Source organism: Synechocystis sp. FACHB-908, from assembly GCF_014698595.1.
Taxonomy (GTDB): domain Bacteria; phylum Cyanobacteriota; class Cyanobacteriia; order Cyanobacteriales; family Microcystaceae; genus Synechocystis.
The window spans coordinates 13,206-25,753 of sequence record NZ_JACJTH010000033.1 but is presented as its reverse complement, the minus strand read 5'-3'; the positions used below and the strand labels follow the sequence as shown (position 1 = coordinate 25,753).

13 protein-coding genes are annotated in these 12,548 nt (G+C 49.5%); 4 read left to right on the top strand and 9 right to left on the bottom strand.

The window, feature by feature from the left end:
- Positions 1-21: 21 nt before the first annotated feature.
- The 6 genes from H6G46_RS11275 to H6G46_RS11250 form a co-directional block, all read right to left on the bottom strand.
- Positions 22-513, bottom strand: coding sequence for a hypothetical protein (locus tag H6G46_RS11275; protein WP_020862188.1), 492 nt, complete (start codon positions 511-513; stop codon positions 22-24).
- Positions 514-702: 189 nt separating this feature from the next.
- Positions 703-1,305, bottom strand: coding sequence for a peroxiredoxin (locus H6G46_RS11270; protein WP_014407134.1), 603 nt, complete (start codon positions 1,303-1,305; stop codon positions 703-705).
- A gap of 112 nt (positions 1,306-1,417) precedes the next feature.
- The gene (rbfA, locus tag H6G46_RS11265; RefSeq protein ID WP_010873366.1) at positions 1,418-1,819 is read right to left on the bottom strand and encodes a 30S ribosome-binding factor RbfA; all 402 of its coding nucleotides are present in this window, start codon (positions 1,817-1,819) and stop codon (positions 1,418-1,420) included.
- Positions 1,820-1,877: 58 nt separating this feature from the next.
- The gene (locus tag H6G46_RS11260; protein WP_010873367.1) at positions 1,878-2,078 is read right to left on the bottom strand and encodes a DUF751 family protein; all 201 of its coding nucleotides are present in this window, start codon (positions 2,076-2,078) and stop codon (positions 1,878-1,880) included.
- A gap of 110 nt (positions 2,079-2,188) precedes the next feature.
- Complete coding sequence (gene folD, locus H6G46_RS11255) at positions 2,189-3,073, bottom strand: bifunctional methylenetetrahydrofolate dehydrogenase/methenyltetrahydrofolate cyclohydrolase FolD (RefSeq protein WP_010873368.1); 885 nt, start codon at positions 3,071-3,073, stop codon at positions 2,189-2,191.
- A 73-nt stretch (positions 3,074-3,146) separates the two neighbouring features.
- Complete coding sequence (locus H6G46_RS11250; protein ID WP_014407135.1) at positions 3,147-4,505, bottom strand: MlaD family protein; 1,359 nt, start codon at positions 4,503-4,505, stop codon at positions 3,147-3,149.
- A gap of 135 nt (positions 4,506-4,640) precedes the next feature.
- Here H6G46_RS11250 and H6G46_RS11245 point away from each other — a divergent pair, with 135 nt between their 5' ends.
- Positions 4,641-6,056 carry an L-amino acid dehydrogenase gene (locus H6G46_RS11245; RefSeq protein WP_010873371.1) on the top strand — a complete coding sequence of 472 codons (1,416 nt, stop codon included), beginning with the start codon at positions 4,641-4,643 and terminating at the stop codon, positions 6,054-6,056.
- 90 nt (positions 6,057-6,146) lie between these two features.
- Here H6G46_RS11245 and H6G46_RS11240 read toward each other — a convergent pair whose 3' ends face one another.
- Positions 6,147-7,298: a histidine kinase gene (locus H6G46_RS11240; protein ID WP_010873372.1), complete on the bottom strand. Its 1,152-nt coding sequence runs from the start codon at positions 7,296-7,298 to the stop codon at positions 6,147-6,149.
- Positions 7,299-7,443: 145 nt separating this feature from the next.
- Positions 7,444-8,031 carry a GerMN domain-containing protein gene (locus H6G46_RS11235; protein WP_020862186.1) on the bottom strand — a complete coding sequence of 196 codons (588 nt, stop codon included), beginning with the start codon at positions 8,029-8,031 and terminating at the stop codon, positions 7,444-7,446.
- Between the two features lie 200 nt (positions 8,032-8,231).
- Here H6G46_RS11235 and tpiA point away from each other — a divergent pair, with 200 nt between their 5' ends.
- From tpiA to H6G46_RS11220, 3 genes are read left to right on the top strand one after another with little or no spacing between them, the layout of a single operon-like run.
- The gene (tpiA, locus tag H6G46_RS11230) at positions 8,232-8,960 is read left to right on the top strand and encodes a triose-phosphate isomerase (RefSeq protein WP_010873374.1); all 729 of its coding nucleotides are present in this window, start codon (positions 8,232-8,234) and stop codon (positions 8,958-8,960) included.
- 21 nt (positions 8,961-8,981) lie between these two features.
- Complete coding sequence (locus H6G46_RS11225) at positions 8,982-10,001, top strand: AI-2E family transporter (RefSeq protein WP_041425834.1); 1,020 nt, start codon at positions 8,982-8,984, stop codon at positions 9,999-10,001.
- Positions 9,998-10,954 (top strand): amino acid ABC transporter substrate-binding protein, encoded by a 957-nt coding sequence (locus H6G46_RS11220; RefSeq protein ID WP_010873376.1) that lies wholly within the window; start codon positions 9,998-10,000, stop codon positions 10,952-10,954. The genes H6G46_RS11225 and H6G46_RS11220 overlap by 4 nt, the downstream gene beginning before the upstream one ends.
- Here the strand turns inward: H6G46_RS11220 and H6G46_RS11215 are convergent.
- On the bottom strand, positions 10,908-12,398 hold the full coding sequence (locus tag H6G46_RS11215; protein WP_010873377.1) for an Ig-like domain-containing protein: 1,491 nt from the start codon (positions 12,396-12,398) through the stop codon (positions 10,908-10,910). The two genes, H6G46_RS11220 and H6G46_RS11215, sit on opposite strands and share 47 nt — an antisense overlap.
- Positions 12,399-12,548 lie beyond the last annotated feature (150 nt).

The window sequence follows — 12,548 nt, the reverse complement described above, 5'->3', positions numbered from 1 at the left end:
GAGAATTAGCCGGTCATAAACTTAGCGACAACCCACTAGGGTGGCCGTGTAAGTTTTGCCCAATGAGTCTAGCCCGTTAACAAAAAGATTTACCTGATAGGGTTGTTCTTCTGGGGTAGCATTACCGACAATTTCCAAGGGAGTATTAGGTTTAAAGACAAAAGCTTGTTGATTAAAAATTTCTGACGCAGTCTGGTCGCTATATTTTAAAAACATTCGAATATCAAAGGGGGTAGATTCGGCAGAGGTTACCGTCATCACGAATTTTTTAAAAACTGTTCCCCCTGGTACGGCCCAATCGGTATTCCAATTATTACGAGTTATGTTAATTCCCAACATGCCTAGAGGCCCTGCGGGAATAGTCGGAACAGCGACGGTTTTAGTCACACTATTACCTTGACCTCCCACCAAAGGGATGGGCACACAGGTTTCGCCGTGGCCAGGAGTGGCCAGACCCAGTGACAGAGCAATGCCGGCCATGGCCAGGGTTAGGGGCCTAGTTAGGGGAGACATCGAAGTTAGCCAGGGGAAAGGGTAATTAATCATCAGAAGAGTTGGTCTGAAAATTAGTGAATATTGGCGGATATAGGCAACACTTAGTGATGTTGGCAAAACGGCTAGCTCACCCACGACTTATCTCTCACCAGTCAGCCTAGTAGTCAAAATTATCCATTTAGGGTCGGCATTTTTGGCTGGGCAAACCTAAGGTTCCGCCACTGTCTCGAAGTAGGTCTTAGCCTTTTCCGGGTCGGGGATCATGGTTTTGTCTCCTTCCTGCCAATCCACTGGGCAAACTTCGTTGGGGTGAGATTGCACATGGCGAATGGCTTTTAGTACCCTCAGAGTTTCGTCCACACTCCGGCCAAAGGAGAGATTGTTGACGGTGGCGTATTGTAAGATGCCTTCCCGGTCAATAATGAATAGTCCCCGCAGGGCAATGCCTGCATCGGGTTCGAGGACATTATAGGCTTGGCTAATTTCTTTTTTGAGATCTGACACTAGGGGATAGTTAATGTTGCCGATGCCCCCCATTTTCCGTTCGGTCTGAATCCAGGCCAGGTGTGAAAATTCGCTGTCTACGGAGATGCCCACAACTTCCGTATCTAGGGCAGTAAATTCGCTATGGCGATCGCTAAAGGCAATGATTTCCGTGGGACAGACAAAGGTGAAATCTAGGGGATAGAAAAACAGCACCAGGTACTTACCACGGTAGGTGCTTAATTTGACGGTCTGGAAGCTTTGATCGACGATCGCCGTGGCGGTGAAATCCGGTGCCGGCTGTCCTACCCTTAATACCTCTGTCATTGCTGTTTGCTTAAAACTTGGTGAGTATTGAAATAACTGGAAAAACTTGCTTGATGGGATGGTTGGTAATTTGTCGTACCCTGTACCCAAGTCAGTCTAACCGTGGTCGGAGTCAATCCAGGGCAAGGCCAGAATCGTCGTCTTCCAAATCTTCAGTGGCGATCGCCTGGGGCAAGTTGTTGAGGAGATTGAGAATTTTATCGCCCCGTTCCAAAGAGCGGTCTTCTAAAAAGGAAACTTCTGGGGTGCGCCGTAAACGCATCCGTTGCCCCAGTTCTCGACGGACAAAGGGAGCGGCGGAGTGCAGTCCAGCCATGGTGGAGGCTTTGGCTTCAGGGGAGCCGTAAATGCTAACGAAAATTTTGGCGTGCTGTAGGTCGCCGGAAACTTCCACTTCCGTGACGCTAACCATGCCTGTGCCCACCCGGTCATCTTTGATTTCGTGGAGAAGCATTTGACTGACCTCCCGCTTAATTAGGGACGACACCCGGGAAACTCGACGACTGGTAGCCATAGACCTGCTCCTCGGCAACAAAAAAGTCCGAGCCTGGACAGATTAGCCCAAACTCCCTCTACACGGTCAATCCTAACATGGCCCGCAGAGTGAAATAGAGAAAAATGAATCCACTGACCAGCAGTCCCATCAGGGCGATCGCCCCGACACGATTTTTTAATAGGGGCTGGAGCCAAGTGAAAACGGAGAAAAAGATGCCCAGGGTAAAACTGATCAGATACCGGGGATAACGGGAAACGTTGGCTAAAAAATCACCCATGGTTATTGGTTGGCTGGAATGGTTCGTTCAACTTGATCACCCACAAGGTTAGGGTTGGCCAAGTCCGCTCCCCAGTGTAGCAAGAGACCTAGGATTATTAGTGGTTAAAGTTAAATACCTAACCGTTGCCGATAACTAGCCACAGTGTTAGCTAACAACAGAGTCACCGTCATGGGGCCAATGCCACCGGGCACAGGGGTGAGGTAACTGGCCACGGGCGCAACCCCCGCAAAATCCACGTCCCCCACCAGTGTCGATTTCCCCTCTCCTAAATCAAGACGGTTAATACCCACATCCACCACGATTGCCCCTGGTTTGACCATATCGGCGGTGACAAATTCCGGCTTACCGATCGCCGCTACGAGGATGTCTGCTTGCCGGGTGATATCGGCCAAGTTTTGGGTGCGAGAATGGGCAATGGTAACGGTGCAATTTTTCTCTAGCAACATTAGAGCCAGGGGTTTGCCCACCAAAATACTGCGCCCCAACACCACCGCATTTTTGCCCGTTAAATCAAGGTTATATTCCGCCAATAGAGCCATCACCCCCGCTGGAGTACAACTCCTTAGACCCTCTTCTCCCCGCACCAAATGACCCAAATTGACTGGATGCAACCCGTCTGCATCTTTACTGGGATCAATGGTGTGTAATAGTTTGACTGCATCGAGATGATCCGGTAGGGGCAATTGCACCAAAATGCCATCCACCCGTTCATCCTCATTCAAACTGGCGATCGCCGCCGTCAATGTTTCCTGGTCCGTATCAGCGGAAAAATGCTTGCCAAAGGAAACCATGCCCAATTTTTCACAGGCTTTTTCCTTATTGCGGACATAAACGGCACTGGCTGGATTGTCCCCCACCATCAACACCGCCAACCCCGGCGATCGATGGCCCTGGGCCACCAGTTGGGCAATGTCCCGTTGTAATTCCCCCTGCATTTTTTGGGCGAGGGCTTTACCGTCAAGGATTTGGCAGGATGGGGGTACGGCAGTCATGGGTAAAGGTAATTAAACTTAATAATTCAGGTGATTGATATGGCACACCTCGAAGGCTAATTTTAGGGGTTTCCTAAGGTTTTGTGACGGTTTTTTGGGGTTGGGCGGGAATAACTCTAGGAGTTTGCAATTCCTGGGCCCTGGCCACCAGGGCCAAATCATCGGAAAGTTGATTTAATTGCTGGGCATATTGCACCTGTTTCGTCAGATGTTCTGTGGTGGAAACCAAATTACTTAGTCCTTGAATAAGACGAATTAACTGCTCTCGCAAAGCTGGATTACCGGTGAGTTGATCCACATCGGAAGTGATTTTTTCTAGGTTCTGGGTGGCAGCCCGGGCGGATTCTAACAACTGCTGCAACAAAATAATGGTTTGGGGATCATTCAGGCGATCGGCAAATTGATTCAGATTCCCGGTCAATTCATTGGCATTATCAGCTACAGCTTTGAGATCGGCCAACGCTTGGTTAAGATTGCCCACCGTATCTTGTTCATTAACCTGAGTTAACAATTGCACCAAAGGGGGCTCTAGGTTTTTAACACTGATTTGTAACTGGTCGCTGGTGCCCTGGAGACTGGTGAGGGTAGCCCCCAGCCGTTGGTTATTAACTTCCAAAAAAGCTTGGATTTGCTCCGCCGCTGATCCGACAGAACGCAAACTGCGGTTAATTTCCGGAATAGTTCCCCCTTGGTTGAGGGTACGGACAGTGTCAGTGGCTTCCCGGCTCAAAACGGACAAGTCTTGGGCAGTTTGATCCACAGAGGCCAGGGTGCGACGAATGTTTTTGACTCCCCCATCCTGGTTAATTTCCCGCAGTAGGGTAGCCGCTTCATTACTAAACTGACTGATATCCTTGAGGGCTTCGGGGGTTTGGGTTGCAAGGGAGCGGATGGCATTGTTAATCTCTGGCTCACTGAAAAAGTCAGAAATACGCATCATGGCCCGAATTAGGGCATTAACATCCAACGCATCCTGCCCCATCAGGATGGAACCGTTGCAGATAATCACTTCCGGATTACAGTCCTTATCCAGGGGTTTATAGTTAACCTCCTGGGGTAAAACCACTTCACTGGGAATGATGTTAATAGATGTTTCACCAATTAACCCGGATTGACGTGCTTGGATTTCCGCACGACTGGAAATTAGGCGATCGGTGGGACTAATTTCCACTTCCACTGCCACCCCTTCCGGTTGGGGCGTGACGCTGACCACCTGACCAACCCTAACCCCCCGATAGTCAACCCTGGTGCCCACTAACATACCGGCTGCATCACTAAAAAGCACCGTGGCTCGGTAGGAACGGGAACCAAAACGAATATTTTTTAGCCACAGGGTACTGAATGCCAAAAGAATGAGAGCAGTCAGAATTAACAGGCCGATACTACTCTGTAACAATACGGGCGATAGGCGCTGGTTTCGTCCTGCTGTCATTGGGGTTAACTGAGAAAGTTGTGCTCGGGCCTCTCACAAGACTATTAAACTCTATTCCCCCGGTCAAAGTTCCACAGAGGAGCATATTTGGGCGCAGAGCTGGAGGTTTATGAGATTTGTAATGATGAGCGATGGGTGGTGATACGATCAGGCAAAACTAATTTAAATCCTCCCTGTGCTCTAATGGCCCCATCCTCGTCCTGTGATTGCATAATTGTCGGCTCAGGGTTGTCGGGATTGATCGCGGCCCGTAATTTATCTCGGGTTAACTATTCTGTCTTAGTTATTGAAGCCCAGGAACGCTTGGGGGGCAGAATGTATGGAGAATATTTGCCATCGGGACAATGGATTGACCGGGGAGGCCAATGGGTGGGCCCTACCCAGGATCGTTTTCTGGCCTTGCTTAATGAATACAACATAGAACGTTTTCCCAGTCCTGCTGATGGCTTAAAGGTATTGTTATTTGATGGGAAACGTTACGAGTTTGATGGTTTTTTTCAAGGAGTGTTCCAAGGGGAAGCGCCGAAAATAAGCTCTGATGAATGGAATGATGCCATGGTGGCATGGGAAAAATTTAATACCCTTGCCCAAAGTCTGGACGAGCAACATCCCGAAGCTACGCCAGAAAACAAAAAGTTAGACAGTCAAACCTTTGCCGATTGGATTAAAGAAAATACCCATACAGCATTCGGCCATTGGTATTTTTCCTATATGTGTCGTGCTGTGGGGTTTTTAGGCCCCGCCGAGCCTTCTCAGGTATCTCTTTTGCACATCCTATGGGGCCATAAATCTGCCTCCCAAGGGGAAAATCCAGAAGCAGAACTATTACATGGTGGGGCGGGACAAATTCCTCAAAAAATTGCCGCTGAATTGGGGAATTCCATCCTCTTAGGGGAACCGGTCATACACATTGCCCAGGACGACAAAGGGGTAGAGGTGACCACTACAACAGGAAAATATCAGGGAAAATTCGCCATTGTGGCAACCCCGCCCCATTTGGCCGGAAGAATTACCTATAGTCCCCCCATGCCTCCTCTCCGCCAGCAACTCACCCAAAGAGTACCCATGGGCACCTGCTGTAAGCTTTTGATTTCCTACGATCGCCCTTTTTGGCGGGAGAAAGGTTTAGCCGGTATTGGCTTGGGTAACACCACCTGGATCGAATTATGTGCTGATAGTTCCGATCCAACCACGGGAGTGGGAGTAATTGCTTCCTTCGTAGTTGGCGATCGGTATGGAAAATGGATTGCCATGGGCGAAGCGGAACGCCGTCAAGGAGTACTGTCAGATCTGGCTCTGTACTTTGGCGAGGAAGCTTTATCTCCTGAGACCTACGATGAAGTTGATTGGCCCAGTGAACAATGGGTTGGGGGAGGGTATGCCGCCTTTATGCCTCCCGGAGTCTGGACAAGTTTTGGCCAAGCCCTGAGCGCCCCTGTAGGTCGTATTCATTGGGCCGGGACGGAAATAGCCCCCCGCTGGGCTGGCTTTTTTGATGGTGCAATTCGTACTGGGGAAGCGGCGGCTAAAGCCATTATCGGTCTACTTTAGATCTGGCTGGGCGTTGGAACTTCAATAAAATGTTCCCTGCCTGCCATTGAGTCAAAATGCTTCAAAATCCGCCGATAACTGGTTGGGGGGTCAACGGTAAACAGGCAACGTAAAGTGAAAAGAACTACCCTGTTTGGGGCGACTGTCCACCCAAATTTGGCCGTAGTGGGCCTGGATAATTTTGCGACAGAGAGATAAACCTAAACCATAGCCATCGGTCTGTTCATCCCGTTGCAGTCGAAAGTGTCCCTCAAAAATGGTTTCTTGTTTGGAATTGGGAATGCCGGGGCCGTTGTCAGTGATGCTGACCTGAACTTTTTGGGTAGTACGATGGAGAGCTCCCACGGTAATGGAACCATGGGCAGGAGTGTACTTGATAGCGTTATCTAAAAGATTGGCAATTACTTGGCGAATTAATTCCTCATCGGCAAAAACATTTGGTAAGTCTTTGGGAATATCGTAGGTAATGGTGAGATTTTTTTTGCTAAATTTTGCTTGGTACAATTCCAGAACTTCTTGGCAAAGATCGGCGATCGCCAGGGGACGACCGTGAACTTGAAACTGAGAATTAAGATTTTTAGAAGCCTGTAAAATGTCTTCAATTAAGCGGTCCATAATTTTGAACTGCTTGCGAGCTTGATACAATAGTTGACTTCTGAGGGCAGGTTTCTGTTCTTCGATGGGTTTGTGTTGTAACAATTCCAAGGTATCAACGGCAATGGAGGCGGCGGTGAGGGGACTGCGTAAATCGTGGGCCAACATGGCCAGAATCTGATCCTTGAACTGTATTTGTTGGAGCAATTCTTCCTTATCTTTCTTCAGCAGAAAAAGTTCGTCGGACATTTTCATCAGTTCCCCGGAATAACCCACGGAGGAAATTTCCCGGGGACAACTGGGGGATTGCCCCGTATCCTCTGGGTTAGGATCCATCGCCAATTCCTGTTGCCAGCGGGGCCACCATTTTTGCAATTGTTGGATGATATTACTGCCAGCTAAAACCTGCCGTGGTTCTGGTTGTAGTTTAATCAAGGAGGGGGTGGCGACCAGACGAAAATGCTCTACGAGGTGGGGATGTTTACTGATTTGCAGAATTTGGAGGTCATGGCTGTGTCCATCCAACAGGTTAGTCAGGCATTGACCAATTTCCTGCACACTGTCTTGGGAGTTGGGGCGATCATCGATGAACAGTAAAAACTGCAACGGCACAGAAGACGCATTACCAAGTTCAGAGGAGGAGGACATTGCAGGGCTTTCGGCTTTTAAAGACAGGGTGTCCGGACTGATAAGGTCCAGTCTGAATCTAGGTAAATGGGGTTATTCTTACCAACTAAAACCGTGATAATTCCGACTGTCCTCACCATAGATGAGCAGACCATGACCATAATTGTCAACGATCAGGGGGCATAAAATCCGTTTCAAATTGCTTGCGGGTGATGGGCTGGGCAATCATTAACCCTTCTCCTCCTAGTACTGTTAGAGGTTCTCCCTCCACTAGTAAACGAACAGGAAGATTGGGGTCTGTACTGGTAGCGGTGTAAATAATTTGTCCCAGTCTGGCAATCATACTTTGACTCCCTCCCCCTGCGGTGAATTGGGCTGATAGGTCAACGTTGATGCCGGTGGCGGTTTTGGTGAGGCTCAGAAGGCTGGTATTGGGGGGAATGGCGGAAATGTCGCTGTCAGGAGCGGCTAATAGGGTTTTCAGGGCTCGTTCCGTCTGTACTTCTGGTGGATCATTGTTGGGGGGAATGTTTTGGGGCACAAAGGCGATCGCCGTGTCATTGTTGTTAAGCCAGTAAATTTGTGCTTGCCCAGGGACGGCCTTGTCGGGCTTATCGGGGTCCACTGTGACCGTGGGGGAACGTTGGGAAAGATTAAATCCAGTCCAGAAGGCAAAGCCGGTGCCAACCAATGCCACCATCAGAGCGGCCAGAGCAAAGCCGGTCAGGGACGAAGATGATTTTTGTTCGCTCATGATTTTTTCCACCAGTGCCGGAACTAATTCCAGTTTATCTTCTCGATTGGACTAGATTGAAAGCCAGGGCGGCATTAATTCGGCTTCAAGCAGTTGAGTTTGGGGGTTAGTTCCTCGTTGGTTAATGGTGACGACCCCGGACGACGTAAACTGGGGGTTGGCAAATTTTGTTGTGACCTTCATCGTTAAAGATTGGAATCGTGCGAAAAATCATTATTGCGGGCAATTGGAAAATGCATAAGACGCAGGCGGAGGCCCAAGCGTTTTTGCAGGGGTTTAAACCTTTAATCGAAGATGCGGCGGAAAGTCGTGAGGTGGTGTTGTGTGTTCCTTTCACCGATTTGAGCGGCATGTCCCAACAACTCCATGGCGGTAGGGTCCGCCTAGGGGCACAAAATGTCCATTGGGAAGCGAGTGGGGCCTACACAGGGGAAATTTCAGCGGCTATGTTGACGGAAATCGGTATTCATTATGTGGTTATCGGCCACAGTGAACGACGGCAATATTTTGGGGAAACGGACGAAACTGCCAATTTGAGAGTATTGGCGGCCCAAAAGGCGGGCTTAATTCCCATTCTGTGTGTGGGGGAAAGTAAGGCGCAACGGGATGCCGGAGAAACGGAACAGGTTATCGTTGACCAAGTGAAAAAAGGCTTGGTGAATGTGGATCAATCTAACCTAGTCATCGCCTACGAGCCGATTTGGGCCATTGGTACAGGGGACACCTGTGCGGCAACGGAAGCCAATCGGGTTATTGGGCTGATTCGGGAACAGTTAACTAATTCCCAGGTCACCATCCAGTATGGCGGTTCGGTCAATGCCAACAATGTGGATGAAATTATGGCCCAACCGGAAATTGATGGAGCCTTGGTGGGAGGAGCTAGTCTGGAACCCCAGAGCTTTGCCCGCATTGTTAATTTTCAGCCCTGAGTAGATTGATTGACGGGTGTGATGAAGCTTAGTCAGTGGTTAGGTTTAGCTTGTTTGGCAATGGCGGCCTATGTGGCTTGGGAAATCCGCCAACTGTTGTTACTGCTTTTCCTGGCCATTGTGCTGAGCACTGCCCTCAATCGTTTAGTTAAACAATTACAAACCTGGGGAATTAAACGGCCTCTGGCCCTAGCTATTACCCTGATCACCGTCACAGTGGCGGTGGTTTTATTTTTTCTGTTAGTTATTCCCCCTTTTTGGGAACAACTGCAAATTCTCATCGGTTCCCTGCCTAAAGTTGGCGATCGCCTGGAGAATTTTTTTGAAGACTGGCACGACCGGATGGAGGTGAAATTTTTTAGCCAAGCTTTTTCCGTCGATGATCTGCCGGACTCCATTTCCGCCCTGGGGGCCAATGCCCTTAGTTCCCTGATTAACCTATTTTCCAATTCCGTCACCGCTGTCCTGCAAATAATCTTCATCCTGGCGATCGCCGTGATGATGTTGCTTTCTCCCCAAGCCTATCGACAGGGCACCCTAAAATTATTTCCCTCCTTTTACCGCCGCCGGGCCGACGAAATCCTGACCCAATCAGAATCTTCCCTGGGCAATTGGCTCACGGGCATTGTCATTAACTCTTTTTTTATCGCCAGTCTCAGCGGCATTGGGTTATGGATATTGCAAATTAAATTAGTCCTAGTCCATGCTTTGATGGCGGGAATTTTAAATTTCATTCCTAACATTGGCCCCGCCGCCAGTGTGGTATTTCCCCTGATGATTGCTGTGCTGGACGCCCCCTGGAAAATCATTGCCGTACTAATTCTCTATTTCCTCATTCAAAATGTGGAAAGCTATTGGCTGACCCCCATTGTTATGGCCAAGCAAGTTTCCCTGCTGCCCGCGGTCACCCTCATCGCCCAACTATTTTTTGCCAGCATATTCGGACTTTTAGGTTTGATCCTAGCCCTACCCCTGACGGTGGTTTTAAAAACCTGGATTGAAGAAGCTCTGTTTAAAGATCTTTTGGATAATTGGCAATGAGCAATTCCAGTGGATCCCGTCTCCCCCAGCCAAAATCTTTTCCCATTCTGCGTCCCCTACTGACTCTATCAGCCTGGGCTTTACAGAGTCTTGTGGTGCCCCCTGTCCAGGCTGAAACGGTGTTGGAATCCATTAAATCCACTGGCTTACTCGAGGTAGCGATTCGAGACGACTCAGTGCCCTTTGGTTTTCGGGACGGCCCTGCCAATCAATGGACAGGCATTTGTGTGGACTTTATCCAAGCGTTACAAGCAGAGGTATCTGCCACCCTCGGGGGTCAACCTCTACTGGTAAAGTTTTATCAGTCCAGTTTGTTCAATCGCTATAACCTGGTGGCCGAAAAAGTAGTGGTGGTGGAGTGTGGCCCCAACACCATCCGCCGTGACCTACCATTGCCCATCACCTTTTCCCGGCCTTTTTTCGTCACAGGAACCCAATTTTTAATTCCCGCCGATCGCCTGGGGTCATTTGACAGTGATGGTGATTTGCGCGGGGAGAGAATCGGAGTCTTGGGCGGTACCAGTAACAGTGAATTTTTAGCGGCCCGTTATCCCGAAGCAGAACTGATTAATTTTCAGGGTTTTACAGCACGGCGTTTGGGGGTAGAAGCTCTTATGCAGGGGCGCATTGATGCTTTTGCCGGTGATGGCATTTTGCTGTTTGGAGAAGCCCTAGTGCTGGACATTCCTCTAGGGCGGAGTTATCGCCTTTATCCCCCCTATCCCCTGGATTGTCAGGGCTATGGGCTGATTTTGCCCGCCGATCAGCCGGAATGGGAAAATTTGGTTAACCGAGTTGTGACCTCCCCCAATTCCCGGGATATTTACCGCCGCTGGCTAGGCCCAATTTTCCCAGCTCTGGAAAGAATAGAACAGCATTGCCAGGCCAGACAGAAGCCATCTTCCCCTAAGGAGCCCACAGAGGACGAAAGCCCATCAGGGAAAGAGCCTTGAGTTCCGCCTGTTGCCCTAACTCTGGCCTTAAGGGCGGTATGAGCAACCATAACTGACTATCGGCGATCGCCTCCCCGGTGTCGGTGTTAAGACGGCTATCAGCCGGGGTTTCGGGATCGATAATTACCTGGTCAAATAACAGAGCCAAACCGTCAGGGGAAAGGCTCATTTGGGTGTCCCGGTAATCCTGCAACTTAAGCAGGGGAAAAACTTCACCGCTGTTGACGTTAATTTGGACAAAATAAGGCTCTTCAATGTATTCATCCCCCGGCAAAAGCTTGGTTAGCAGACAGTACAGGGTTTGGTTATTGCGACCAAATTCACAACTGACAATGGAGCCGTCCGTATCCACTAATTCCTTTTGCACCCCAAGGTTATTGACAAAGAAAAGGGTTCTTTGGAAGCGTTTTTGGGCATCTTCCGTATTGAAATTCACCAGAGCGGCGGCGCTACCATCGCTGGAAAAAGTTAACAGTTGACCGAATTTGGGCAGAAAATCCAATGGTTTTGCATCCGGTTGGAGGGGCAAAATACCGATGCCTTCCCCCCGAGCCACGGCCAAGGACTGATTATCCGGGGCGATTTGAAAGTCTCCGCCCTGTACCTTCAGACGCTCAGGCTTTTGCTGGTTTTTGAGCATCCAGAGGTCAAAGTCAGCGGGATTTTCACGGTTGACCCTCTGCACCACAATGGATTTACCGTCTTCGCTTACGTCGAATTGATTGTTCTGAAATCCCTGGTTATCCAGCACCAAAGTCGGTTTGGGCAACTCTTGGGGATTGTCATTCTCCACCACGGGCACTTGGTATAGCTGTAGTTGCCGGAGCCCCTCAAAGCCCAATTGAATTTCAGCGGCGGCAAACAGAATCCCTTTACCCCCGTCAAAGAATTGGAAATCCACCACAGTCAGTCCCGGTGGGGTGAGGATGGTTTTCCTTTGTTTAGTCAGGTTGTAGAAAATAATCCGTCCCTGCTCGATCCCTTGGGTGCCAATGTAAGCAAAGGCCCGGTCTCGACTACGGAAACTGCTGGTGAAGGGGGCCATCATTTGCCCTTGGTGGTGACCCGCATACTGTTCCCGCACATTGGTGATTTGCAGTTCGTAATCAGTGCCGTAGGGAATGGGATTTTCCAGGGTATAGGCCATGCGACGACCCGCCCAACTAAATTTTCCTGGTAGGGCTGGGGTAATGACCAAATTCTTTTCCACCTCCCGTTGGTCCATGGGACGGTCAAAGGTGATGATAAAAGCCCTGTCCTTCGCCCCCAGATCAGCCTCGCCCCAACTAAAATTTTGTACCCTGGGACGGTTGGCAAATATACACTGATTGTTGTTCTGGCAGGTGTAATGACCCACCACCACCACGGCGATCGCCGCACTAAGGACACCGATCAAACCGAGGGCCGCACGATCAATGGGTTCAGAAAAATATTTAGCGAGCATGGATAGAGGAGCAAAATTTAGAACAGAATCACAGCCGGACTTCCCTTTCCCCAGGGCTTGAAGCTGTGTTACATTTTGTGATGAGTAGTTCTCATTTTTGCCAAGTTTGGGAGCTTTTCCACCCTTGGTCAAACCGTCATAGTACGCTGA

What these genes read in the sequence shown, in the direction of transcription:
- folD (WP_010873368.1), bottom strand. Translation starts at nt 3,073, where the DNA reads ATGACTGCCGTACCCCCATCCTGCCAAATCCTTGACGGTAAAGCCCTC.
- H6G46_RS11240 (WP_010873372.1), bottom strand. Translation starts at nt 7,298, where the DNA reads ATGTCCTCCTCCTCTGAACTTGGTAATGCGTCTTCTGTGCCGTTGCAG.
- H6G46_RS11220 (WP_010873376.1), top strand. Translation starts at nt 9,998, where the DNA reads ATGAGCAATTCCAGTGGATCCCGTCTCCCCCAGCCAAAATCTTTTCCC.
- H6G46_RS11270 (WP_014407134.1), bottom strand. Translation starts at nt 1,305, where the DNA reads ATGACAGAGGTATTAAGGGTAGGACAGCCGGCACCGGATTTCACCGCC.
- H6G46_RS11215 (WP_010873377.1), bottom strand. Translation starts at nt 12,398, where the DNA reads ATGCTCGCTAAATATTTTTCTGAACCCATTGATCGTGCGGCCCTCGGT.
- rbfA (WP_010873366.1), bottom strand. Translation starts at nt 1,819, where the DNA reads ATGGCTACCAGTCGTCGAGTTTCCCGGGTGTCGTCCCTAATTAAGCGG.
- H6G46_RS11235 (WP_020862186.1), bottom strand. Translation starts at nt 8,031, where the DNA reads ATGAGCGAACAAAAATCATCTTCGTCCCTGACCGGCTTTGCTCTGGCC.
- H6G46_RS11275 (WP_020862188.1), bottom strand. Translation starts at nt 513, where the DNA reads ATGTCTCCCCTAACTAGGCCCCTAACCCTGGCCATGGCCGGCATTGCT.
- H6G46_RS11260 (WP_010873367.1), bottom strand. Translation starts at nt 2,078, where the DNA reads ATGGGTGATTTTTTAGCCAACGTTTCCCGTTATCCCCGGTATCTGATC.
- H6G46_RS11225 (WP_041425834.1), top strand. Translation starts at nt 8,982, where the DNA reads ATGAAGCTTAGTCAGTGGTTAGGTTTAGCTTGTTTGGCAATGGCGGCC.
- H6G46_RS11250 (WP_014407135.1), bottom strand. Translation starts at nt 4,505, where the DNA reads ATGACAGCAGGACGAAACCAGCGCCTATCGCCCGTATTGTTACAGAGT.